This is a genomic window from Kitasatospora purpeofusca (assembly GCF_000718025.1).
GTDB classification, from domain to species: Bacteria; Actinomycetota; Actinomycetes; order Streptomycetales; family Streptomycetaceae; genus Kitasatospora; species Kitasatospora purpeofusca.
Genome location: NZ_JODS01000004.1, coordinates 70,623 through 95,443, shown reverse-complemented (window position 1 = coordinate 95,443; position 24,821 = coordinate 70,623). Strand labels below are relative to the sequence as shown.

The window sequence follows — 24,821 nt, the reverse complement described above, 5'->3', positions numbered from 1 at the left end:
CGTCCCCGTGGGACGGGAGCGGCGCGGGCGCGGATGGGGATCCGCGCCGAACGGTTCAGGCTACTCGGAGGTGGGTCCACCGCTTCGGGAATCGGGACCGCGCAGCCCGCGCGGGGCGATTTCCGGGAGGTTGGTGCCCACCGGCGGCGCGAGCGGGGGAGGATAGTGCCATGCAGCCACGGAATTCTCGTCTCAACAGTGCCGCCCTGCGTGGCGCGGTCGACCTCGCCGCAGTGAAGGCAGCCGGCGAGGCTGCCCAGAAGGCCGAGCAGGCCAGGGCCGAGCGGGCCCGCCAGTCGGCCGCCGCCGAGGAGGCCGGGGTCGCCCCGGCCGGGGCCGGCTACGAGCTCGTTATCGACGTCACCGAGGACACCTTCGAGACCGAGGTCGTCCAGCGGTCCACCGAGGTGCCGGTGGTCGTCGACTTCTGGGCCGAGTGGTGCGGGCCCTGCAAGCAGCTCAGCCCGATCCTGGAGCGCCTGGCCGAGGAGTACGCCGGCCGGATCGTGCTCGCCAAGATCGATGTGGACGCCAACCAGCTGATCGCCCAGCAGTTCGGCATCCAGGGCATCCCGGCCGTGATGGCCGTGGTGGCCGGCCAGTTGGTGCCGCTGTTCCAGGGCGCCGAGAACGAGGCCAACGTCCGCAAGGTGCTGGACCAGCTGATCCTGGTCGCCGAGCAGCGCTTCGGCATCGTCGGCGGCGCCGGCGCTCCGGCCGAGGGCGTCGAGGCCGCCGCTCCGCAGCGGTCGGAGGACCCGGCGCTCTCCGCCGCCCACGACGCGCTGGACCGGGGCGACCTGGCCGGCGCCGTCCAGGCCTACAAGAACGTGCTGGTCGAGCAGCCGGGCAACACCGAGGCCCGGCTCGGCCTGGCCCAGGCGCAGCTGCTGCACCGGGTCGAGGGGCTGGACCCGCAGGCGGTCCGGGCGGCCGCGGCCGCCGACCCCAAGGACGTCGCGGCCCAGCTGGGGGCGGCCGACCTGGACCTGGTCGGCGGGCATGTCGAGGACGCCTTCGGCCGGCTGGTGGTGACGGTGGGCAAGACCTTCGGCGAGGACCGGGACGCGGTCCGGCTGCGGCTGCTGGAGCTGTTCGAGGTGATCGGCACCGAGGACCCGCGGGTCACCGCGGCACGTCAGGCGCTGGCCCGGGTGCTGTTCTGATCCCGCGCTCCAAGTCCGGCCGGTGACACGGCGGATGACCTGCGGTGCCGCCTGGTGATTTGGCGACAATCCGGTCATCGCGGCTGAGGTTTACCAAATCTTGACAACACCCGTGGACGGTCACGACATGTGACCGTCCACGGGTGTTTCGCTGATGTTTCCGAGGGATTTCGCCCTCACGAATCCTCCATTTCGTCACTCTGCGTGCTTTTCCCGCCGATTCCATGATCGTTTCGGCTCGTATGGGATTACCCGTCAGTAATGCGACCTCTTGTGCTCAGCCCGGGATTCGAGCAGCATCGGCACGCCCGGTCCCCACGATTCGACCTCCGCCGGCAGCCGGTCTGCGGACCCGACGTAGGGGATCCCCACCGGGCTGCCGACGGCCCCGCCGCCGGCGAGAAGGCAGGGGGGTATCCGCTCCCACGGCGGTTCCTGTCCTTCGCAAGGCCGCGCTGCCCGCGCGGTCACTGGTTGTCGCTCGGGGGGATCGCCCGTGTTGCCACGGCGCTCTCCGCTACCGAGGACGTAGCTCTCTCCCATCCCAGGCCCCCATTGACGCGGGACGCGCCACCGGGGAGCCGGAGATGTACGTCCAGAAGGAGGACACGCATGTCCCAGACCCACGGCAAGACCCGCTGGAAGCGCTTCGCCCTGGTGATGGTCCCGAGCATCGCGGCCACCGCGATGGTCGGTGTCTCCATCGCCAACAGCGCGCTCGCCGCGTCGTTCAGCGTCTCCGGCCAGCAGTTCAAGGTGAAGACCTCGTACCTGAAGGGCGACAACTTCGCCCAGTTCGGCGCGGTCGACGTCGAGGCCAACGGAACGCTGCACCCGGTCGCAGTCTCGGCCTTCGACGACGCCGAGATCCACAACCTCTGCCAGTCGGTCGTCACCGACCTGTCGCGCCTCGGCCTCGGCAAGATCACCCTCCAGCTGAACGCCGGCAACGACGAGAAGAAGCCGGTCACCGCGCACAACCTGCTGATCGACCTGGAGCAGCTGGACGCCGACGCGACCTTCACCGACATCAACATCGGCCAGGACGCCTCCACCCTCACCGGTTCGGCCACGCAGGGCTGGCACGGCCACCCGGCGCTGAAGGAGGCCGGCGCGAAGCTCCCGACCGGCGCGGTGGGCTTCTCCCAGGCGGCCAAGCAGGCCGTGCTGACCGACGTCAAGCAGACCGCGCGCGCCACCTCGGCCGGCACCTTCGTGCTCAACGGCCTGAGCCTCAAGCTCAAGAGCGGCGACGGCGCGGGCAACGAGTGCTTCTGAGCCCCAGCTGACGGCGTGCCCACCGGCACGCCCGAGTGACGGGTTCCCACGGGCCGGGGGCGGCGAAGACCGCCCCCGGCCCGACATCACAGTTCTTCCCTCGTAGAGACATCGAGGAGCTGCACCATGTCCAGCGCAACGGCCGAGGCTCGGCCCGAACATCGGAACCTGGTCGGGGCGTTCTGGCGGGGCTTCCGTGACTTCCGTCGCTCCAGGCCCTTCTGGGGCGGCCTGCTGGCCATGATCGCCGGCGTCCCGATCCTGTACTTCCCCTACGCCCACCTGTCGTTGGGCGGCGTGACCATCGCCATGTCGACCACGGCGGGCGCCGGTTCGCTGATCATCGGCGTGCTGCTGATCATTCTCGGGCTCACCGCCTGGTTCCAGCCCGCCGTCCGGATCTTCGCGGGTGTCGCCACCACGCTGCTGACGCTGGTGTCGATCCCGGTCTCCAACCTCGCCGGATTCGGCATGGCGCTGCTGCCGGGGCTGATCGGCGGCGGACTGATGATGGCGTGGGCCAAGCTGCCCGAGCCGGCGGTCGCCACCGCGGCCGAGGCGCCCGGGGCGGCCGAGGGGACGACGGCCGAGTCCGTCGCCACCGAGCAGCCCGCCGCCGCGCCCGTCGCGGAGGAGCCGGTCACCGAGGAGCCGGCCGCCGAGGCCGCCGCCGAGCAGCCCGCCGCCGGGGGAAGCATTCCGGCGCAGCAGGCCGCGGAGCCCAAGGAGGTCCGGTGAGTGACCCGCGCGAGGAGCGTCCCGAGCCGGCGGAGCACCGTTCGCCCCGGCACGCGGCGCCCCGCACACCCGTGCGGCTCCGGCTGCGCGGCCGGGCGCTGGCGATGGCGGCGGTGCCGACCGCGCTGCTGATGGCCGCCACCTACACGCCGAACCCGGCGATCGCGGAGACCACGGCCAGCAAGCCGTGCGCCACCGCCCCGGACGCGCCGCCGAAGGTCGCCGAGACACCGGTGCCCAAGAGCGAGCTGCCGCCGCCGATCCCCGGCCCGTCCGTCCCGCTCCCCGAGGCGCCGGCCACCGCCGCGCCCGAGCCGACGGCCGCACCCGGGACCGGGCCGACGACGGTGCCCGCGACGCCGCCCGCCGAGACCGCTCCGGCCGCGCCCGCCGCGACCGCTCCGGCGGCCACCCCGGTCGCGCCGGAGCCGGCCGCCACCAAGGCCCGTACGGCGGGCAGCGGCGGCGGGGTCGTCCAGGCCGGACTCATAGGCGACATCGTCGGCGGGGTCGCCGATCTGCTCCACCCGGGCGGCGCGCCGAGCCCGACGGCCACCGCGAGCCCCTCCGCCGGGACCCACGCCGTCGCCCCGGCCGCTCCCGCGCCCGCCGCGTCGGGCACCTCGTCCTCGGCCGCCCCGGCCAACCCCGCCACGCCGACCGCGCCGGCCACCACCGCCCCGGCCGCCACCGCGCCGGCCACGACCGCGCCGGGCACGACCGCGCCGACGAGCCCGAAGCCCACCGCCGCGCCCTCGACCGGCGCCCCGGCCACCGGCGGCGCGGCGCCCTCCGCGTCGGCTTCCGCGAAGACGTCCGGCAAGGCGTCCGCGAAGCCCGCCGCCGGGGCCCCCTCGGCGACGCCGTCCGCCTCGGGCACCCCGTCGAAGGACCCGAACTGCCTGGTCGACTCCAAGGCGCTGAGCCCGGCCGGCAAGCCGCCGGACAACCCGATCCTGGTGCCGGACCAGAACTGGACCCTCCAGACCAGCCGGCTCACCCTGAACCACGCGGTGCTGCTGGGCGTGGTCAACGTCCAGACGCCGACCGGCACCAAGCGGGTGCTGAAGTTCGAGGTGGAGACGGTCGACATCGAGAACCTGCACATGACGACGCTGCAGGGGAACGGCAAGACCTTCCATGTGAAGGGCGCGCCCGGCTCGGTCTCGACGATGCGCAAGGGCCCGGTCGTCATGTACGTCGAGCGGCTCTCCGGCCACCTGGCCAAGGTGCTCGGCCTGCCGATCCCGATCGACCTGGGCGAGCTGACCCTCACCCCGGACGGGCCGCTGCCGCAGTGGCTGTACGACCTGATCGGCCAGCTCCAGGTGCCGCTGTGGATCGAGCTGACCGGGGTCACCGCGATCCAGTCGGGCCAGTTCGGCGGGACGCTGAAGATCCCCGGCATGAAGCTCTACAACGACGACCAGCCGTACCCCGGGGCGGCCTGACCCGGCCCGGACCCGCGTACGCCCGTGGGGCGGCCCCTCCTCGTCGGAGGGACCGCCCCACGGGCGTTTGTTCCGCGCCGCTTACGCGCTGCGGGTGCCCAGGTGGTGGACCTGGACCATGTTGGTGTTGCCGGGGATACCGGGCGGGGAGCCGGCCGTGACGATGACGGTGTCGCCCTCGTCCAGCTCACCGATGCGGAGCAGCTCGCCGTCGACCTGGGCCACCATCGCGTCGGTCGAGCCGACCTGCTCGGTGACGTGGGCCTCGACGCCCCAGCTCAGCGAGAGCTGGTTGCGGGTGGCGTTGTCCGGGGTGAACGCGATCACCGGGATCGGCGAGCGGTAGCGGGACAGCCGGCGCGCGGTGTCACCGGACTTGGTGAACGCGACCAGCGCCTTGCCGTTGAGGAAGTCGCCCAGCTCGCACGCGGCGCGGGCGATCGAGCCGCCCTGGGTGCGCGGCTTGCGGCCCGGGTTGAGCGGCTGGAGGCCCTGGGAGAGCAGCTCCTCCTCGGCCTTCTCGCAGATCCGGCTCATGGTGCGGACGGTCTCGACCGGGTACTTGCCGACGCTGGACTCGGCGGACAGCATGACCGCGTCGGTGCCGTCCAGGATGGCGTTGGCGACGTCGGAGACCTCGGCGCGGGTGGGGCGCGAGGCGTGGATCATCGACTCCATCATCTGGGTGGCGACGATGACCGGCTTGGCGTTCCGGCGGGCCAGGGTGATCAGCTGCTTCTGGACCAGCGGCACCCGCTCCAGCGGGTACTCGACGGCCAGGTCGCCGCGCGCCACCATGATCGCGTCGAAGGCGAGGACGATCTCCTCCATGGCCTCGACGGCCTGCGGCTTCTCGATCTTGGCGATGACCGGCACCCGGATGCCGACCTCGTCCATGACCGCGTGCACGTCCTTGACGTCCGCGGCGTTGCGGACGAAGGACAGCGCGACCATGTCGACGCCCAGACGGAGCGCGAACCGCAGGTCGTCCTTGTCCTTCTCGGACAGGGCGGGCACGTTGACGGCCGCGCCAGGGAGGTTGATGCCCTTGTTGTTCGAGAGCACGCCGCCCTCGACGACCACGGTCCTCACCCGCGGGCCGTCGACGCTGACGACCTCCAGGGCGATGACGCCGTCGTTGATCAGGACCGGGTCGCCGGGCTTGACGTCGCCGGGCAGGCCCTTGTAGGTGGTCCCGCAGATGTGCTGGTCACCGGGGACGTCCTCGGTGGTGATGGTGAACTCGTCGCCGTTGTCGACGGTCACCGGGCCGTTGGCGAAGGTCGCCAGACGGATCTTGGGACCCTGGAGGTCGGCCAGGACGCCGATGGCCTTGCCGGTGTCCTCCGAGACCTGGCGGACCTTGCGGTACCGCTCCTCGTGGTCCGCGTGGGTGCCGTGGCTCATGTTCAGTCGGGCGACGTTCATGCCCGCCTCGACGATGGCCTTCAGCTGTTCGTAGGAGTCCGTCGCGGGACCCAGGGTGCAGACAATTTTCGCTCGGCGCATATCGATCAGTCTATCCGTTCGTGTTATGGGTGCATTCGGCCCGAATGGAAAGGAATCGCCGACGAAGGATTCCGCGGAGCGAGACGACGAGGGGTCAGTTTTCGGCCGATCGGTGCACCAGGGCGAAGGTCTGCCGGGCGATCTCCAGCTCCTCGTCGGTCGGGACGACGGCGACCGCCACCCGCCCGTACTGCGGCGAGATGATCCTCGGCTCGCGCGAGCGTACCGAGTTGAGCTCCGGGTCGACGGCGATGCCCAGCTCCTCCAGTCCGGCCGCGGCCGCCGCCCGCACCGGCGCCGCGTTCTCCCCGACCCCGGCGGTGAAGGCGATCGCGTCCACCCGGCCGAGCACCGCGTAGTAGCCGCCGATGTACTTGCGCAGCCGGTGGATGTAGGCGTCGAAGGCCAGCCGGGCGTCCGCGTCCCCCTCGTCGGCGCGCCGCATGATCTCGCGCATGTCGTTGTCGCCGCACAGGCCCAGCAGCCCGCTGCGGCGGTTGAGCAGGTCGTCGATCTCGTCGACCGACAGGCCGCCGACCCGGTGCAGGTGGAAGACCACCCCGGCGTCGATATCACCCGAACGAGTGCCCATGACCAGGCCCTCCAGCGGGGTCAGGCCCATCGAGGTGTCGACGCAGCGCCCGCCGCTCACCGCCGAGGCGGAGGCGCCGTTGCCCAGGTGCAGCACGATCACATTGACCTCGGCCGGGTCCTTGCCGAGCAGCCGCGCGGTGGCCCGCGAGACGTACTGGTGCGAGGTGCCGTGGAAGCCGTAGCGGCGCACCCGGTGCTCGTCGGCCACCGCCCGGTCGATCGCGTACCGGGCGGCGTACTCCGGCATCGAGGCGTGGAAGGCGGTGTCGAAGACGGCCACCTGCGGCAGGTCGGGGCGCAGCGCGCGGGCCACCTCGATGCCGGTGATGTTGGCCGGATTGTGCAGCGGCGCCACCGGGATCAGCCGACGGATCTCCCGCAGCACCTCGTCGGTGATCACGGTCGGCTCGGTGAACCGCAGCCCGCCGTGCACCACCCGGTGGCCGATCGCGGCCAGCTCGGGGGAGTCCAGGCCGAGGCCGTCGGCGGCCAGCTCCTCGGCGACCGCCTTGAGGGCCGCGCCGTGGTCGGGGAAGGCCTGGGCGGCCTCCCGCTCGGCGCCGGCGCGCGGGGTGTGCACCAGCCGGCCGCCGGTCTCGCCGATCCGCTCGACCAGGCCGGAGGCCAGCCGGGCGCCGTCCAGCATGTCGATCAGCTGGTACTTCACCGACGAGGAGCCGGCGTTCAGCACCAGGACCCGGGTACCCTCACTCACCCTTGAGCTCCTTACGCTCCTGGGACTGGATGGCGGTGATCGCCACCGTGTTCACGATGTCCTGCACCAGCGCGCCGCGCGACAGGTCGTTGACCGGCTTGCGCAGCCCCTGGAGCACCGGTCCGACGGCGACCGCGCCCGCCGAGCGCTGCACCGCCTTGTAGGTGTTGTTGCCGGTGTTGAGGTCCGGGAAGATCAGCACGGTCGCCCGGCCGGCCACCGCCGATCCCGGCAGCTTGGTCGCCGCGACGTACTCGTCCACCGCCGCGTCGTACTGGATCGGACCCTCGACCAGGATGTCCGGGCGCAGCTCGCGGACCAGCTCGGTGGCCTTGCGGACCTTGTCGACGTCCGCCCCGGAGCCGGAGGTGCCGGTCGAGTAGGACAGCATCGCGACCCTCGGCTCGACCCCGAACTGGGCGGCGGTGGCGGCCGACTGGATGGCGATGTCGGCCAGCTGCTGGGCGTCCGGGTCCGGGTTGACCGCGCAGTCGCCGTAGACCAGCACCTTGTCCGCCAGGCACATGAAGAAGACGCTGGAGACGATGGACGCGCCCGGCGAGGTCTTGATCACCTCGAACGCGGGCCGGATGGTGGCGGCGGTGGAGTGCACCGCGCCGGAGACCATGCCGTCGGCGATGCCCTCCTGGACCATCAGGGTGCCGAAGTAGGAGACGTCGGTGACCACGTCCAGGGCCAGTTCCACGGTCATGCCCTTGTGCGCCCGCAGCTTGGCGTACAGCTCGGCGAACTGGCGGCGCAGCGGGCTGGTGGCCGGGTCGACGATCCGCACCTGGGCGCGGTCGGCCCCGGCGTCCGGCTCCGGCAGCGCGATGCCCAGGGCGGCGGCCTTGCGGCGGACGGCGTCGGTCTCGCCCAGCAGGGTGAGGTCGCAGATGTTGCGGCGCAGCAGGATCTCGGCGGCGCGCAGCACCCGGTCCTCGGTGCCCTCCGGCAGCACCACGTGCCGGCGGGCCGCCCTGGCCCGCTCCAGCAGCGCGTGCTCGAACATCATCGGGGTCACCCGCTCGGACCGGCCGACCTCGATCAGGTTGGTCAACTCGGCCGTGTCCACGTGCAGTTCGAACAGCCCGAGGGCGATCTCGGCCTTCCGGGGGCTGGCCGAGGAGAGCTTGCCCTCCAGATGGGTCAGGGCGGCGGCGGTGAGCCAGCTGCCCTCCGGGACGACCGCCACCGGGGTGCCGGGCGCCAGCCGGGCGGCGAGTGCCATCACGTTCGGGCCGGGGTGCTGGCCGAGGGTGAGCAGCACCCCGGCGATCGGCGGGGCGCCGGCGGCGTGCGCGGCCAGCGAGCCGATCACCAGATCGGCCCGGTCGCCGGGGGTGACGACCAGCGCCCCCTCGGTCAGCGCGTCCAGGAAGGTCGGCAGCATGGCGCCGCCGAAGACGAAGCCGCGCACGTCCCGGGCGAGACCGGAGGAGTCGCCGATCAGCACCTCGGCGCCGGTGGCCTCGACCAGCTGGGCGACGGTCGGCGCGGCCAGCGCCGGCTCCTCGGGGATGACGTAGGCGGGGATCGGCAGCTTCTCGGTCAGCTTGCGCTGCACCGGCTGCTTGGCCGCCGGGGCGACCCGGTTGGCGACCATCGCCAGGGTCTCGCAGCCGAGGTCGGTGTACGCCCGGTGGGCGTTGCGGACCTCGGCGATCACCGCGTCCGCGTCCTCGCCGTGGCCGCCCACCACCGGCAGCACGGCGGCGCCGAACTCGTTCGCCAGCCGGGCGTTGAAGGCCAGCTCGTCGGGGATGTTGGTGTCCGCGAAGTCGGTGCCCAGCACCAGCACCGCCTCGCAGCGGCGCTCCAGCGCCCGGAACCGGTCCACCAGTACCGAGACCAGCTCGTCCTGGCCCTGGGCGGCCTGCAGCGCGGCGGCCGCCTCGTAGTCGAGGCCGTAGAGGTCGGCGGCCGGCAGGTCCAGCCGGTAGCGGGCCCGCAGCAGCTCGACCACGTGGTCGGGGCCGGCGGCGCCCTGCGCGGAGGCGTGCACCAGCGGACGGAACACCCCGACCCGGTCCACCTGGCGGGTGAGCAGCTCCATGACCCCGAGCTCCACCGCCTGCCGGCCGTCGCCCCGGTCGATCCCGGTCACGTACACGCTGCGCGCCACGCGGTTCTCTCCGTCCCGTCGTCTCAGGAAGTGGTCATATCGACCATACATTCGCACCGTGAACGTGCGTCGGCGAGCGGAGCGGTCGCGCGGGAGCAAGGGCCGAAGGTCACCAGGGGGAGCGGTCCGTCCCGGCGAGTTCGACGGCGACCCCGGCCGGCCGCTCGGCGATGGACAGCAGGGTGGTCCGCTTGTCCAGCAGCCACCCGTGCCGGTGGGCCAGGACGAGGTCCGGCCGGGTGCGCCAGCCCTCCGCCGTCAGCCGCTCCCGCAGCCGCCGGGCCACCTCGGTGGCGGGCAGGCCCTCGGTGCTCACCACCGTCAGCTCGCGCAGACAGGTGTGCAGACCGCAGTCGCGGTCGGGACCGCTGTCGTGCGCGACGGCGAGGCCGGGCGGCAGCGCCAGCTCGGACCGCTCGGGCGAGAAGGGCTCGTGGACGGCGAGCTGGTAGAGCAGGCCGATCACGAGGCCGAGCAGCGCGTGCGCGGCGGTCAGGGCGATCGCGGCGGTCGTCCGGCCGGACCCGCCGGCGGGCCGGTGGCCGCGCCGCAGGTGCTCGGCCAGGGAGCCGAGCAGCACGACCAGCCCCGCGGCGAGCGGATAGCCGGCCTGGGACTCCGCGACGGCCCGGCTGTGGAACCACCCGTACTCCAGGCCCACCGGGACGACCGCCAGCGCGGCCAGTACCCCGGCGACCACCGCCCCGACCGCCCTGGTCCGCGCCAGCACCGCCCAGCAGACCAGCGGCAGCAGCACGTACCCCCACCCCAGCACCGTCCCCACGAAGCTCCCCCCGGTCCCCACCGACGTCCCCGGCGGGGAGCCTAGCCGCGAGGCCGCACGGGCGGGCGAAGGGAATTCGGCGGGTGCCTGTAACGTGCCCGGCCGTCCGCAGGTCATTCAGGTGTAGGGGAAAACGAGGCAGGGGAGCCCGGCGGATGGCACGAGAGAGTCAGCTACGGACGAAGGCGGGCCGGGACGACGACTTCCGGGCCTTCGCGACGGCGAGGACCCCGCACCTGTACCGCACCGCCTGCCTGCTCGTGGGCGGTGACACCCACCTGGCGGAGGACCTGGTCCAGGAGGCGCTCGGGCGGATCTACGCCCAGTGGCACCGCACCTCCTGGCTCGTTCCGCGCGAGCGGATCGACAACCCGGCCGGCTACGCGCACACCGTCCTGGTGCGGGCCTTCCTGTCGCACCGCAGCCGGCGCAGCAGCGGCGAGCGGCCCGTGGACTCGGTGCCGGACTCCGCCGCCCGGGAGAGCGACCCGGCGCTGCGGCTGGCCCTGGTCGACGCGCTCGCCCGGCTCGCGCCGCGCGACCGGGCGGTGCTGGTCCTGCGCTTCTGGGAGGACCGCAGCGTCGAGCAGACCGCCGAGGTGCTGCGCCGCAGCCCGGGCGCCGTCCGGACGCAGACCGTCCGGGCGCTGGGCCGGATCCGCGCCGTGCTCGGCGACGACCTGCGCGAACTCGCCGACCACTGAGCCGACCCGCCCACCTTCATCATCGACCGACCTGAAACGGTGGTTCAGCATGTCCGAAGACCGGGAGCTTCCCGACACCCAGTACGAGCAGGACTTCTCCGCGGCGATGGCCCGGGCGGGGGAGACCTTCCACACCGAGACCGTGCCGCTGGTCGACACCGCCTGGTCGTACGGCCGCCGGCTGCGCCGCCGGCGGCGGGCGGCGATGGTGGCCGGCGCCGCCGCGCTGGCCCTGGTCGGCGTCGGCGGGGTGGCGGTGGCCGACCTGCCCGGCGGCGGCACCGGCCGGGTCGCGGCCGCCGGCACGCCGTCCGCCGGGGCGACCGCGGCGCCGGTGTCCGGCCAGGAGTTCCTCGACCTGTTCACCCCGCTGCTGCCGGCCGGGAGCGTGGTCCAGGTCGGCGAGGCGCGGGGCACGGAGAGCGGCTCCCCACAGATCCGGCTGACTCACGACGACGGGAGCGGCCTGGTGCAGTACCTGTTCTCGATCACACACGGCCGGAGCGTGCCCGACAACGGCGACGGCTGCGCCTACGCCACCGCGCCCGACACCTGCACCCAGAGCGTCACCGCGGACGGGTCCCTGGTGGTGCTGTACCAGGCCGGCACCCGGGACGGCGAGCCGGCCGGGGCGAAGATGTGGTCCGCCAAGCTGGACACGAAGAGCGGCTACGAGCTGCTGCTGCAGGAGTGGAACCGCGAGCCGTTGGAGCAGGGGGCCGGCATCACCCGGGTCGACCCGCCGCTGACGCCGGACCGGATGGCCGAGGTGGTGACGGACCAGCGGTGGACGGGGGTCCTGGCCGCGATTCCGAAGTACCCCGTCGTCACGGTGCACACCGCCGGGTCGGGGACCAACGGGGTCGAAAGCTGGACGGTGGGCCCCTTCGACCCCACTACTTTCCCGAGGCCCTGGACGAGGCAGGAGAGCGGCGGCGCCTCACCCTCGCCCGCCCTGCCCTCGCCCACCGGGCCTTCGGCCCCCAAGCCCCCGCCGCTGGACGGGCCCCTCTCCGGTCCTGTGACCCTGCCTGCGTTCCCCCCGGCCGGCCCCTGACACGCCAGGGCCGCCGCTCCGCGCCACGGGGGCGGAGCGGCGGCCCGGAACGGCCCGTCAGACCGGGCGGAGCCAGACGGTCGACAGCGGCGGCAGCACCAGCTCGGCGCTGCGCGGCTGGCCGTCCCACTCGACGGCCTCCGACTTCACCGGGTGCGAGTTGGCGATCCCGCTGCCGCCGTAGGCCGCGGCGTCGGTGTTGAGCGCCTCCTCCCACAGCTGGTCGCGGCCGGTCAGCGCGGGCAGGCCGACCCGGCGGCCGTGCCGGACGACGGGGGAGAAGTTGCAGACCGCGACCAGCGGCGTGCCGTCGGCGGCGTACCGGACGAAGGAGAGCAGGTTGTCCTCGGCGGCGCCGCCGTCGAGCCAGCTGAAGCCGGCCGGGACGCTGTCCTGCTCCCACAGGGCCGGGGTGTCCAGGTAGCGCCCGTTGAGGTCGCGGACGAGGCGGCGCACGCCGAGGTGCTCCAGGTGGGCCGGCCACTGCTCGTCGAGCACCCACCACTGCGGGCCCTGCTCGTGGTCCCATTCGGCGCCCTGGGCGAACTCCTGTCCCATGAACAGGAGTTGCTTGCCGGGGTGGGCCCACATGAAGCCGAGGTAGGCGCGGTGGTTGGCGCGTTGCTGCCACCAGTCGCCGGGCATCTTGGAGACCAGCGCCTGCTTGCCGTGCACCACCTCGTCGTGGGAGATCGGCAGGATGTAGTTCTCCGACCAGGCGTACACCATCGAGAAGGTGATCTCGTTGTGGTGGAACCGCCGGTGAATCGGGTCCTTGCCCATGTAGACCAGCGAGTCGTGCATCCAGCCCATGTTCCACTTCAGGCCGAAGCCGAGTCCGCCCCGGTCGGTGGGCCGGGTGACGCCGTCCCAGGCGGTGGACTCCTCGGCGACGGTGATCACCCCCGGGCAGCGCCGGTAGACGGTGGCGTTCATCTCCTGGAGGAAGGCGGCCGCGTCGAGGTTCTCCCGCCCGCCGTACTGGTTGGGGGTCCAGGCGCCGCCCTCGCGCGAGTAGTCGAGGTAGAGCATCGAGGCGACGGCGTCCACCCGCAGGCCGTCGACGTGGAACTCCTCGCACCAGTAGACCGCGTTGGCCACCAGGAAGTTGCGCACCTCGACCCGGCCGTAGTCGAACTCCAGGGTGCCCCAGTCCGGGTGCTCGGCGCGCAGCGGGTCGGCCGGCTCGTACAGCGGCTCGCCGTCGAAGCGGGCCAGCGCGAAGTCGTCCTTGGGGAAGTGCGCGGGCACCCAGTCGACGATCACGCCGATGCCGTGCTGGTGCAGGGTGTCGACCAGGAAGCGGAAGTCGTCGGGGCCGCCGAGCCGGGAGGTGGGCGCGTAGTAGCCGGACACCTGGTAGCCCCAGGAGCCGCCGAAGGGGTGTTCCATCACCGGCATGAACTCCACATGGGTGAAGTTCAACTCCTTCAGGTACGCCGGGAGTTCGGCGGCGATCGCGCGATAGTCGGTGAGGTCGGGCCGCCAGGACGCCAGGTGCAGCTCGTAGACCGACATCGGGGCGCGGTGGTGCGCGGTGCGGGCCCGGCGGGCCATCCAGTCGCCGTCCTGCCAGCGGTAGGAGGAGCTGGTGACGACCGAGGCGGTGCCGGGCGGCAGCTGCGCGGCCCGGGCCAGCGGGTCGGCCTTGTCGAGCACCTGGCCGTGCCGGGTGTGGATCTCGTACTTGTAGTGGGTGCCCTCGCCGATGTCGGGGACGAAGAGTTCCCAGACGCCGGAGGAGCCGAGCGAGCGCATCGGGTGCCCGGTGCCGTTCCAGTGGTTGAAGTCGCCGATCAGCCGCACCCCGGCGGCGTTCGGCGCCCAGACCGCGAACGCGGTGCCGGTCACTCCGCCGACCGTGCGCACGTGCGAGCCGAGGGCCTGCCAGAGCTGCTCGTGCCGGCCCTCGGAGATGAGGTGCAGGTCGAGTTCGCCGAGGGTGGGCGGGGTGCGGTAGCCGTCGTGCTGGCGCAGCGGTTCGGCGCCCGGGTAGTCGACCAGCAGCCGGTAGTCGGGGGCCTCGGGGGCGGCCAGCAGGCCGGTGAACAGGCCGCCCTGCTGGTGGGTGAGTTCGACGGAGCCCTGGTCGGTCTCCACCAGGACCCGGTCGGCGAAGGGACGGAGCACCCGGATCGCGGTGCCGCCGTTGACGGGGTGGGCGCCGAGCAGGGCGTGCGGGTCGTGGTGCTGGCCGCCGACCAGCCGGTCCACCTCGCCGGGCGGCAGCGGGGCCTCGGGCAGCCGCAGCGCCCCGGTGGTCCCGGGGACGGCCGCGTCGCCGAGGGGTGCGGACACCGGTGCGGGCGCGGGCTCGGGTGCGGGCGGGGGCACGGTGGCGGTGGCGGTCGCGGCGGGGGCGGGCCCGGTCGGCCCCGGCTCGGCCCGTCGGGCGGCCGCGGGGTCGCGCTTCGGGGCGTCCGGGCCGGCCAGGAAGGTGGCCGGCACGGTGCGGATGGTGCGGCCTGGCGGGTCGAGCGGCGTCACGGCGAGGACCTCCTGGAGCGGGGCGCGGAATCGGGGGCGGGGCGGCGGATGCGGGGCGGCGGGGCCCGTCGGCGCCGGGGCGGGGAGGGGCACCGGCGGCGGAACGGGGGAGGAGGAGGGGGTGGCCCCCGGTGGGGCGGGGACCGGACCGGCCGGCGAGGGGGCGCCGCGGATCAGACGGTGAGCGCGAGCCGGTTGATCGCGGCCAGCGGGATCGGCAGCCAGCTCGGCCGGTGCCTGGCCTCGTAGACCACCTCGTACACCGCCTTGTCGATCTCCAGCGCGCGCATCAGCTCCGGCGAGGCCGCCGGGTCGGTGCCGCCGCCCGCGGTGTAGCCGGCGCAGAAGGCGGTGCGGTTGCGCTGCGCCCAGGCGGCGGCGAGGTGCGCGAGTTCCGGGTCGGGCGGCCCGCCGGCCAGCAGGTGGGCTGCGGCGTAGTCGAAGGAGCGGAGCATCGCGGCGACGTCCCGCAGTGCGGTCTGCGGTTCGCGCCGTTCGGCGACCGACTTGGCCGGCTCGCCCTCGAAGTCCAGCAGCACCCAGCCGTGCGGGGTGCGCATGGCCTGGCCGAGGTGCAGGTCGCCGTGGATCCGCTGGACCGCCAGGCCGTCCGGGTGGGCGTCGGCCATCTGGCCGAAGGCCGAGCGCAGGGCGCCCCGGTAGCGCATCAGCCCCGGGACGGCGGCGACCGCGCTGTCCAGCCGGTCGGCCATCGCGGTGGCCAGCTGCCGGGTCTGCCCCCGGTCCAGCCGGGCCACCGGCATCGACCGGGAGAGCACCCGGTGGACCTCGGCGGTGGCCCGGCCGAGCCGGTGCGCCTCGATCGCGAAGTTGCCGGGGGAGGGGTCGCCCTTCAGTCGGCCGACCTGGTCGAGGGCGAGCTCCCAGCCGTCCTCGGCCTCCGGGAGGTAGCGCTGGAGCAGCCCGAGGGTGGCCGGCTCGGCGCGCTCCAGCCGGCTCTCGAACCAGGCGGCGACCCGGGGGATGCGGGTCGAACCGGCCCGGGAGAGCGCGAGCGAGAGTTCCAGGTCGGGGTTGGTGCCGGGGTGGACGCGGCGGAACACCTTCAGGATGTACGAGGTGCCGTAGATGACGGAGCTGTTGGACTGCTCGGCGGTGGAGGCCCGCCCGGGCAGGTTGGTGGGCAGTCCGGAGCCGGGGGTGCGGCGGAACGACAGTGCGCCGAACCGGTCGCCGGTGGCCAGGTGCTCCAGCAGCCGCCCGGTGAGCTCCGGATCGTGCACCGCGTCGAAGAGCGTCGCCCCGTCGTAGGGGCCCTGGGTGAGGCGGCCGAGGACGGCGGTCGGCTCGATGCCGGCCGGGCCCTGCGAGCGGATGCCGAGCAGCAGTTGGTAGAGGTCGCCGTGCGGTGCTCCGGCGGTGGCGGCGTGCTCGACCCGGAGCAGCAGGTGCAGCAGGGCGGGGTCGCCGACCTGGAGGGGGGTGCCGACCACGGGGGTGAGGCCGGTGATCGGCCGTCCCTTCCCGGCGTACCAGCGCTGGGTGGGTAGCCACTCGGCGATCAGCGGCAGCGCCGCCTGGACGAGTTCGCTCACCCCCAGGGCGGTCCTCCGGACCCCGGTACCCCGCGGGACGGCCGGCGCGGCGGGGCCGGCGGAGGCGTCCTGGTGCAGGGGGACTTGCGAACGGGAGGTTTCGGACATGACTCCCTTTCCCCGGAGGAGCTGGGCGGATCGCCCGACGGGTCTGGCCGGGTCCGTCAGTCTTCCGGATTGCGGCGGCGCGGCGGCGCGGCACGCGAGCGCTGGGCCCGGGTGTCACGCCTTCGTGTGGGTGGCCGTTGGGCTGTTCTCCGTACGCGGTGGTGCAGAGACGACCGGGGGCGCGGGGTACGAACTCGCGCCCCCGGAGGGTTCGGTGGGATCCGTGGCGGCTGCCGGATCGTTACTTCGACCGCACGGTTCCGGTCGGCCGGGCGGGCCGGCGGAGCTGGAACCAGTAGAAGCCGTGCCCGGCCAGGGTGAGCAAGTACGGCCACTCGCCGATCGAGGGGAAGCGCACCCCGCCGATCAGCTCGACCGGATTCCGTCCGCCGTACCGCCGCAGGTCCAGTTCGGTCGGTTGCGCGAACCGCGAGAAGTTGTTCACGCACATGACCAGGTCCCCCTCGTACTCACGGACGAAGGCCAGCACCGCGGGGTTGCTGGAGGGCAGTTCGGTGTAGCTGCCGAGGCCGAACGCCGGGTTGAGCTTGCGGATCTCGATCATGCGACGCGTCCAGTGCAGCAGCGAACTCGAACTGCTTTGCTGCGCTTCGACGTTGGTCACCTGGTAGCCGTACACCGGATCCATGATGGGCGGCAGACTGAGCCTGCCCGGGTCGGCGGAGGAGAAACCCGCGTTGCGGTCCGGGGTCCACTGCATCGGGGTCCGGACGCCGTCCCGGTCGCCCAGCCAGATGTTGTCCCCCATGCCGATCTCGTCGCCGTAGTAGAGCACCGGCGAACCGGGCAGGGAGAGCAGCAGGGCGGTGAAGAGCTCGATCTGGTTGCGGTCGTTCTCCAGCAGCGGGGCGAGCCGTCGGCGGATGCCCACATTGGCGCGCATCCGCGGGTCCTTGGCGTACTCCGCGTACATGTAGTCGCGCTCCTCGTCGGTGACCATCTCCAGGGTCAGCTCGTCGTGGTTGCGCAGGAAGATCCCCCACTGGCAGCCGTGCGGGATGTTGGGCGTCTTGGCGAGGATCTCCGAGACGGGGTAGCGGGACTCCCGGCGGACGGCCATGAAGATCCGCGGCATCACCGGGAAGTGGAACGCCATGTGGCACTCGTCGCCGCCGGAGGCGAAGTCGCCGAAGTAGTCGACGACGTCCTCCGGCCACTGGTTGGCCTCGGCGAGCAGCACGGTGTCCGGGTAGTCGGCGTCGATCTCCTTGCGGACCCGCTGCAGGAACTCGTGGGTCTCCGGGAGGTTCTCGCAGTTGGTGCCCTCCCGGGCGAACAGGTACGGCACCGCGTCCAGCCGGAACCCGTCGATGCCGAGGTCCAGCCAGAACCGCAGCCCGGCGATCATCTCGTCCTGGACCCGGGGGTTGTCGTAGTTGAGGTCGGGCTGGTGGGAGAAGAACCGGTGCCAGAAGTACTGCTTGCGCACCGGGTCGTAGGTCCAGTTGGAGGTCTCGGTGTCGACGAAGATGATCCGGGCGTCCGGGTACTGCTTGTCGTCGTCGGCCCACATGTAGAAGTCGCCGTACGGGCCGTCCGGGTCCTCCCGGGAGGCCTGGAACCACGGGTGCTGGTCGCTGGTGTGGTTCATGACGAAGTCGATGACCACGCGCATGCCGCGGGCGTGCGCGGCGTCGACGAACTCCATGAAGTCGGCGAGGTCGCCGAACTCCGGCAGCACCGACTTGTAGTCGGACACGTCGTAGCCGCCGTCGCGCAGCGGCGAGGCGAAGAAGGGCGGCAGCCAGAGGCAGTCGACCCCGAGCCACTGCAGGTAGTCGAGCTTGGCGGTGAGCCCCTTGAGGTCTCCGACCCCGTCGCCGTTGCTGTCCTGGAAGGACCGCACCAGCACCTCGTAGAAGACCGCACGCTTGAACCACTCCGGGTCCAGGTTCTTCTTCGAGGTCTCGGGGAAGGTGTCGGGGACGGGCTCGTTGACTGTCACGCTGGGTTCCTCCGAACCGTGAGGAGGTGGGCCGGCTCGGCTGAGGGGTCGAGCCGGACGTAGTTGTGCCGGCCCCAGGTGTAGGCGGCGCCGGTGAGCTCGTCGTGGACCGCGTACGGCCCGTCCCCGTCCAGGGTGACGGTGGCCTCCTGGGTGTGGTGCGGGTCCAGGTTGACCACGGTGATGAGGTGGTCGGTGAGGCCGTCGGGCGTCGGGGCGGTCTTGGAGTAGGCGAGCACCTGGTCGTTGTCGGTGGGGTGGAAGCGCAGTGAACGCAGCTGCTGGAGGGCCGGGTGACGGCGGCGCAGCCGGTTCAGGACGGTGAGCAGCGGGGCGAGGGTGTCGGTGCGGCTCCAGTCCCGGGGGCGCAGTTCGTACTTCTCCGAGTGCAGGTACTCCTCGGAACCGGGGTGGGCCGGCTCGTTCTCGTAGAGCTCGTAGCCGGCGTACACGCCGTAGCTGGGGGAGAGGGTGGCCGCCAGGACGGCGCGGATCGCGAACGCGGCCCGGCCGCCGTCCTGGAGGTAGGCGTGCAGGATGTCCGGGGTGCTGGCGAAGAAGTTGGGGCGCATGTAGGCGGCCGCGTCGCCGGTGAGCTCGGTGAGGTACTCGGTGAGTTCGGCCTTGGTGTTGCGCCAGGTGAAGTACGTGTACGACTGGTGGAAACCGATCTTCCCCAGGGTGTGCATCATCGCCGGACGGGTGAAGGCCTCGGCGAGGAAGACCACGTCCGGGTCGGTGCGGGCGATGTCGGCGAGCACCCGCTCCCAGAAGAGCACCGGTTTGGTGTGCGGGTTGTCGACCCGGAAGATCCGTACCCCGTGCGCCATCCAGAACCGGAGGACCCGGATCGTCTCCTTGACGATTCCGTCCATGTCCTGGTCGAAGTTGATCGGATAAATATCCTGATATTTCTTCGGAGGATTCTCGGCGTAGGCGATGGTGCCGTCCGCCCGGTGACTGAACCATTCCGGATGCTTGTTCACCCAGGGGTGGTCCGGCGAACACTGGAGCGCGAAGTCCAGCGCCACCTCCAGGTGCAGCGCGGTGGCCTCGGCGACGAAGTGGTCGAAGTCCTCGATCGTGCCGAGGTCCGGGTGCACGGCGTCGTGGCCGCCCTCCGGGGAGCCGATCGCCCAGGGCGAGCCGACGTCGTGCGGGCCGGCCGTCAGGCTGTTGTCCGGGCCCTTGCGGAACGCACGGCCGATCGGGTGGACCGGCGGCAGGTAGACCACGTCGAAGCCCATCGCGGCGACCGCCGGCAGCCGCTCGGCGGCGGTCCGCAGGGTGCCCGAGCGCGGCGGCTCCACCCCGGACGGGTCGACCACCGCGCCCTCGGAGCGGGGGAAGAACTCGTACCAGGAGCCGAACAGCGCCCGCTCCCGGTCCACCTGGAGCGGCACCGGCCGGGAGGCGCTCACCAGTTCGCGCAGCGGGAAGCGGCCCAGCAGCTCCTGCACCTCGGGGGCGAGCGCGGCGGCCAGCCTGGACAGCGGCGGCAGGCCCGGGTCGCGCAGCGCCTCGGCGGCCGCCAGCACCACCGCCCGGCCCTCCTTCTTCGGCACCCCGGCGGCGGCGCGCTCCAGCAGTTGCGCGCCCTCCTCCAGGACGAGCGCGGTGTCGATCCCGGCCGGCAGCTTGATCGACGCGGCCTTGCGCCAGGTGGCCACCGGGTCCGACCACGCCTCGACCAGGTACGACCAGCGGCCGGGGGCGGTCGGGGTGACGTGCGCGCCCCAGCGGTCGGAGCCCTCGGCCAGCTCGCGCATCGGCGTCCAGGGGCCGCCGCGGCCGCGCGGGTCGCGCAGCACCACATTGGCGGCGACCGCGTCGTGGCCCTCGCGGAACACGGTCGCGGAGACCGGGAAGGACTCGCCCACCACCGCCTTGGCCGGGCGGCGGCCGGCGTCCACGAGCGGGCTGACGTCCAGGACGGGGATGCGGCCGATCACGGTGTCGCTCTCTGTCGTCTTGCGGGCGGTCTTGCGGGTGGTGGCGGGCTTCGCGCGGGTCCGGCCGGCGGTGGGGCGCGCGGTGGGCGCACCGGCGGGTGCGGCGCCCCCGGCCCGGCCGGTGGCGGGTTCGGAGGCGCTCGCGCCGCGAGCGGTGGTGCGCCCGCGCGGGGTCGCGGCCCTGGTCGGGCCGGGGGCGGTCCGGCTGTCCTCGGCCCCTGGTTGTCGGGCCGGTTCGTCCGGTCGCTCCGTACCGTCTGCCCCGGCACCCCGGGGTCCCGGCATCGCCGCGTCCGTCCGAGCGTCAGAATCCATCCGTCCGGCGGATTCCGCGACCGCTGCGTCGAGGATGTCCGCCACCGGTGTGGACTGGTCCCGCGTGTCGCCGTGCATGCCAAACTCCTGCCCGAGATCGGCGGCAGCTCCCGCGGGCCGGCAGGGCCAGGGGAGTACCGGGAGGACTACTGGGTGGGGAGGACCTGCGACCGGAAGCCTGCCCGCGCCGTCGTTCCGGGCAACCTGCCCCGCTCCCGCCGAGCCCGTGGCGGAGGGCCCGAGAGCCCGCGCGCGTCCCGGCGCACGCCTCTCGGAGCGCGCCCCTGGAGGACCCGACCCACCCGTGAACGAGCGGGATGATCGCAAGGACACGCGGCGGTCCGCGATGGGCGCCGAATGGACCAATCAGGATGACGAACGATCAACACGAAAAGGATTCGGACGTGCTGCTTCGCGGGGGAACGCCACCCGTCTCCGCACTCCCCGCAGCATCGACGACCGCAGTTCATCCTCGCACCGGTGGAGCCGATTCCGCACCGGTCCGGCCGGAGTTTCGGAGGTGATCGGGCGCGGGCCCGCCGACGGAAATGGATCTGTTCCGCCGTGTTCACGTATTGGTGGCGCGGCGCCCCGGAAAGTGCGCCTCGTGCGCCCCCCGTGCAGTCCAATGCGCCGAATGCGATCTCATCAATAGGCCGAACGGATGCCGAATAGCCCAACTGACGCACCATCATGCCATCGGGCGAGGCTACGCTTCACGCCGTGAAGGCAATCCGCAGATTCACCGTCCGCACCGTCCTGCCCGAACAACTCCAGCCGTTGCACGAGCTGGCTCTCAACCTGCGCTGGTCCTGGCACCCCGAGACCCGGGACCTCTTCCGGTCCGTGGACCCGGACGTGTGGGCCGCGACGGGCGAGGACCCGGTGCGGCTGCTCGGGGAGGTCCCGGCCGCCCGGCTCGCCGCGCTCGCCGCCGACCGCAGGTTCCTGCGCCGGCTCGGCGACCTCGCCGACGACCTGCGGGAGTACCTGGCGGGCCCGCGCTGGTACCAGACGGCGGGACAGCAGGCCGCCGCGCCGCTCCCCGCCGCCATCGCCTACTTCTCGCCCGAGTACGGCATCGCCGCCGCGCTGCCCCAGTACTCCGGCGGCCTCGGCATCCTCGCCGGCGACCACCTGAAGGCCGCCAGCGACCTCGGCGTCCCGATCATCGGCGTCGGTCTCTTCTACCGGCACGGCTACTTCCGGCAGTCCCTCGACCGGGACGGATGGCAGCAGGAGCGCTACCCGCTGCTCGACCCGGACGAGCTGGCCGTCACCCTGCTGCGCGAACCCGACGGCACGCCCAGCCGGGTGGACCTCGCGCTGCCCGGCGGCCGCACCCTGGCCGCGCACATCTGGAAGGCCCAGGTCGGCCGGGTCCCGCTGCTGCTGCTGGACTCCGGCATCGAGGCCAACTCGCCCGCCGAGCGCGACGTCACCGACCGCCTCTACGGCGGCGGCAGCGAGCACCGGCTGCTGCAGGAGATGCTGCTCGGCGTCGGCGGCGTCCGGGCCGTGCGCGCCTACCAGCGGCTCACCGGGCACCCCGCGCCCGAGGTCTTCCACACCAACGAGGGCCACGCCGGCTTCCTCGGCGTCGAGCGGATCCGCGAACTGGTCGCGGACGCCGGGCTCGACTTCGCGGCCGCCCTGGAGTCGGTCCGGGCCGGCACCCTCTTCACCACCCACACGCCCGTCCCGGCCGGCATCGACCGGTTCGACCGCGAGCTGGTGGCCCGGCACTTCGGCGGCGAGACCGCGCTCCCCGGCGTCCCGGTCGAGCAGGTGCTCGCGCTCGGCGCCGAGACCTGGCGCGGCGGCGACCCGAAGCTGTTCAACATGGCCGCCATGGGCCTGCGGCTGGCCCAGCGCGCCAACGGCGTCTCCACCCTGCACGGCGAGGTCAGCCGCTCGATGTTCAACGGCCTCTGGCCGGGCTTCGACGCCGCGGACGTGCCGATCACCTCGGTCACCAACGGCGTCCACGCGGCCACCTGGATCGACCCGGCGGTCGTCCGGCTCGGCGCCGCCGAGATCGGCGCCGACCGCGCCGAGGAGGCCATGACCACCGGCGAGACCAAGCGCTGGACCGGCCTGGAGCGGATCGGCAACACCGAGGTCTGGGACCTCCGCCGCACCCTGCGCGCCCAGCTGGTCGACGAGGTCCGCCACCGGCTGCGCGCCTCCTGGCACCAGCGCGGGGCCGGGGAGGCCGAACTCGGCTGGGTCTCCTCGGTGCTCGACCCGGACGTGCTCACCATCGGCTTCGCCCGCCGGGTGCCCTCCTACAAGCGGCTCACCCTGATGCTCCGCGACCAGGACCGGCTGCGCGCGCTGCTGCTGCACCCGACCAGGCCGGTGCAGATCGTGGTGGCCGGCAAGGCCCACCCGGCCGACGACGGCGGCAAGCGGCTGATCCAGCAGATGGTGGCCTTCGCCGACGACCCCGCCGTCCGGCACCGGATCGTCTTCCTGCCGGACTACGACATGGCGATGGCCCGGCACCTCTACCCGGGCTGCGACGTCTGGCTGAACAACCCGCTCCGCCCGCTGGAGGCCTGCGGCACCTCGGGGATGAAGGCCGCGCTCAACGGCTGCCTCAACCTGTCGGTGCTGGACGGCTGGTGGGACGAGTGGTTCGACGGCCAGAACGGCTGGGCGATCCCCACCGCCGACACCGGCGACGGCGTGCTCGACCCGGACAGCCGGGAGGCCGAGCGGCGCGACGACATCGAGGCCGCCGCGCTCTACGACCTGATCGAGGACCAGGTCGCCACCCGCTTCTACGACCGGGGCTCGGACGGCCTGCCGCACCGGTGGATCGCGATGGTCCGGCACACCCTGGTCACCCTCGGGCCCAAGGTGCTGGCCGGCCGGATGGTCCGCGAGTACGTCGAACGGCTCTACGCCCCGGCCGCGCAGGCCCAGCGGGAGCTGGCCGGCAGCGGGGCGCACCGCGCTGCCCGGGAGCTGGCCGGGTGGAAGGCCGGGGTGCGCGAGGCCTGGCCGGCCGTCCGGGTGGAGCACGTCGAGGCGGACTGCCCGGACGAGGCGCAGGAGCTCGGCAGCGCCCTGGCGCTGCGGGTGCAGGTGACCCTGGGCCCGCTGGAGCCGACCGACGTCGAGGTCCAGGTGGTCTCCGGCCGGGTGGACGAGTCCGACCGGATCTCGGACGCCACTCTGCTCGCGCTCAAGCCGGTCGGCGGGCCCGACCTGGACGGGCGGACCAGGTACGAGGGCTCACTGGAGCTCGGCCGCACCGGGCCGTTCGGCTACACGGTGCGGGTGCTGCCCTCGCACCCCCGGCTGGCCTCGCCCGCCGAGCTGGGGCTGGTGGCGCTGCCGCCGGAGGTGCCGGGCATGGACGCGGTGCTGCTGCGCTGAGCGCACCGGGCGGGGCGCCGGCCGGACCGGCGCCCCACCCGGTGGATCGCTCCACCCGACGGACCGCTCCGTTCGACGGACCGCCCCGCTCGGTGGGCGGCCTGCTCAGCGGACGGCCGCCACCATGGCGTCGGTGACCGAGCGCCAGGCTACCCCGGCCTCGGCGAAGCCGGACGCCACCAGTCGCTCGGTGTGCCAGCCGGCCGGGTGGGACTCGCCGTCGGCGTGCGAGCCGTACAGCACGTTGCGGGCGGCCACCTGGTCGGCGAGCAGCGGGTCGGCCGCGGCGGCGAGCCACCAGGCCTCCCAGTCCAGGACACCCTCGGCCTTCTCCCGCTCCTGCCGCCCGTGCCGCTGGGCCCGCTCGGCGGCGTTGAGCAGCGGGACCTCCGGGTCCGGCATGTGGTCGGCGTTGAGGAACACTCCGCCGGGGCGGAGCAGTCCGGCCAGGTCGGCGTAGAGCCGGGCCAGATGGGTGGCGGGCAGCCAGTGCAGGGCGGTGGCGGTCACCACCGCGTCGAACGGTCCCGGCGGCAGGGCGCGGGCCCACTGCGGGTCCTTGAGGTCGGCGGTCACCAGGGTGAACCGCTCGTCCTCGCCGAGCACGCCCCGGGCGATGGTCATCAGCGCCGGGTCCTGGTCCACGCCCACACTGGTGGCGCCGGGCAGCCGGGCGAGCAGCCGCTCGGTGATGCTGCCGGTGCCGCAGGCGAGGTCGAGCACCCGCGGGGCCGGGCCGGCCACGGCGCCGACGAGGTCGATCATCACCCGGAACCGCTCCTCGCGGTCGGGCAGGTACCACTCCTGCTGCCGGTCCCAGCTGCGCTGCCACTGCTCCCAGTGCTGACGGTCGACCATGCTCGTTCCCCTTCGCGAACCCGGAGGCGGTAGGCCCCGGGAACGACCATAGACCCTTTCGGTAATGGACG

General features: G+C 73.1%; 16 protein-coding genes. 7 read left to right on the top strand and 9 right to left on the bottom strand.

From position 1 onward, the window contains the following. Positions 1-170 precede the first annotated feature (170 nt). The 4 genes from trxA (at position 171) to IF01_RS0108835 (ending at position 4,633) form a co-directional block, all read left to right on the top strand. Entirely contained in the window at positions 171-1,166 is a 996-nt protein-coding gene (gene trxA / locus IF01_RS0108850) for a thioredoxin (RefSeq protein ID WP_030392748.1), read from the top strand. 612 nt (positions 1,167-1,778) lie between these two features. Beyond that, a complete protein-coding gene (locus tag IF01_RS0108845; RefSeq protein ID WP_030392747.1) occupies positions 1,779-2,444 on the top strand; it encodes a DUF6230 family protein in 666 nt (221 codons plus the stop codon). A 126-nt stretch (positions 2,445-2,570) separates the two neighbouring features. Beyond that, entirely contained in the window at positions 2,571-3,182 is a 612-nt protein-coding gene (locus IF01_RS0108840; protein ID WP_030392746.1) for a DUF6114 domain-containing protein, read from the top strand. Further along, the gene (locus tag IF01_RS0108835) at positions 3,179-4,633 is read left to right on the top strand and encodes a hypothetical protein (protein ID WP_030392745.1); all 1,455 of its coding nucleotides are present in this window, start codon (positions 3,179-3,181) and stop codon (positions 4,631-4,633) included. The genes IF01_RS0108840 and IF01_RS0108835 overlap by 4 nt, the downstream gene beginning before the upstream one ends. Positions 4,634-4,714: 81 nt before the next feature. Here the strand turns inward: IF01_RS0108835 and pyk are convergent, their stop codons facing one another. From pyk to IF01_RS0108815, 4 genes are all read right to left on the bottom strand, one after another. Further along, the gene (gene pyk / locus IF01_RS0108830; RefSeq protein WP_030392744.1) at positions 4,715-6,142 is read right to left on the bottom strand and encodes a pyruvate kinase; all 1,428 of its coding nucleotides are present in this window, start codon (positions 6,140-6,142) and stop codon (positions 4,715-4,717) included. 94 nt (positions 6,143-6,236) lie between these two features. Beyond that, positions 6,237-7,451: an acetate kinase gene (locus tag IF01_RS0108825; RefSeq protein ID WP_030392743.1), complete on the bottom strand. Its 1,215-nt coding sequence runs from the start codon at positions 7,449-7,451 to the stop codon at positions 6,237-6,239. Next, positions 7,444-9,576, bottom strand: coding sequence for a phosphate acetyltransferase (gene pta, locus IF01_RS0108820; protein ID WP_030392742.1), 2,133 nt, complete (start codon positions 9,574-9,576; stop codon positions 7,444-7,446). The genes IF01_RS0108825 and pta overlap by 8 nt, the downstream gene beginning before the upstream one ends. A 109-nt stretch (positions 9,577-9,685) precedes the next feature. Next, positions 9,686-10,360 carry a hypothetical protein gene (locus IF01_RS0108815; RefSeq protein WP_043468849.1) on the bottom strand — a complete coding sequence of 225 codons (675 nt, stop codon included), beginning with the start codon at positions 10,358-10,360 and terminating at the stop codon, positions 9,686-9,688. A gap of 155 nt (positions 10,361-10,515) precedes the next feature. Here IF01_RS0108815 and IF01_RS0108810 point away from each other — a divergent pair, with 155 nt between their 5' ends. Both IF01_RS0108810 and IF01_RS0108805 read left to right on the top strand, forming a co-directional pair. Further along, positions 10,516-11,064 carry a SigE family RNA polymerase sigma factor gene (locus IF01_RS0108810; protein ID WP_030392740.1) on the top strand — a complete coding sequence of 183 codons (549 nt, stop codon included), beginning with the start codon at positions 10,516-10,518 and terminating at the stop codon, positions 11,062-11,064. A 49-nt stretch (positions 11,065-11,113) separates the two neighbouring features. Then, positions 11,114-12,121 (top strand): hypothetical protein, encoded by a 1,008-nt coding sequence (locus tag IF01_RS0108805; RefSeq protein WP_030392739.1) that lies wholly within the window; start codon positions 11,114-11,116, stop codon positions 12,119-12,121. A gap of 57 nt (positions 12,122-12,178) precedes the next feature. On the opposite strand, the gene glgB is transcribed toward IF01_RS0108805, so the two are convergent. The 4 genes from glgB to IF01_RS0108785 form a co-directional block, all read right to left on the bottom strand. Then, positions 12,179-14,608 (bottom strand): 1,4-alpha-glucan branching protein GlgB, encoded by a 2,430-nt coding sequence (gene glgB / locus IF01_RS0108800; RefSeq protein ID WP_375340974.1) that lies wholly within the window; start codon positions 14,606-14,608, stop codon positions 12,179-12,181. A 173-nt stretch (positions 14,609-14,781) separates the two neighbouring features. Next, positions 14,782-16,272 (bottom strand): maltokinase N-terminal cap-like domain-containing protein, encoded by a 1,491-nt coding sequence (locus tag IF01_RS0108795; protein WP_030392737.1) that lies wholly within the window; start codon positions 16,270-16,272, stop codon positions 14,782-14,784. Between the two features lie 241 nt (positions 16,273-16,513). Next, positions 16,514-18,238, bottom strand: coding sequence for a maltose alpha-D-glucosyltransferase (treS, locus tag IF01_RS0108790; protein WP_030392736.1), 1,725 nt, complete (start codon positions 18,236-18,238; stop codon positions 16,514-16,516). Further along, positions 18,235-20,190, bottom strand: a complete 1,956-nt coding sequence (locus IF01_RS0108785; protein WP_030392735.1) for an alpha-1,4-glucan--maltose-1-phosphate maltosyltransferase — start codon at positions 20,188-20,190, stop codon at positions 18,235-18,237. Before IF01_RS0108785 ends, treS begins: the two co-directional genes overlap by 4 nt. A 1,038-nt stretch (positions 20,191-21,228) precedes the next feature. On the opposite strand from IF01_RS0108785, the gene glgP reads away from it, so the two are divergent. After that, positions 21,229-23,892 (top strand): alpha-glucan family phosphorylase, encoded by a 2,664-nt coding sequence (glgP, locus tag IF01_RS0108780; RefSeq protein WP_030392734.1) that lies wholly within the window; start codon positions 21,229-21,231, stop codon positions 23,890-23,892. 105 nt (positions 23,893-23,997) lie between these two features. Here glgP and IF01_RS0108775 read toward each other — a convergent pair whose 3' ends face one another. After that, positions 23,998-24,750 (bottom strand): class I SAM-dependent methyltransferase, encoded by a 753-nt coding sequence (locus IF01_RS0108775; RefSeq protein ID WP_030392733.1) that lies wholly within the window; start codon positions 24,748-24,750, stop codon positions 23,998-24,000. Positions 24,751-24,821 lie beyond the last annotated feature (71 nt).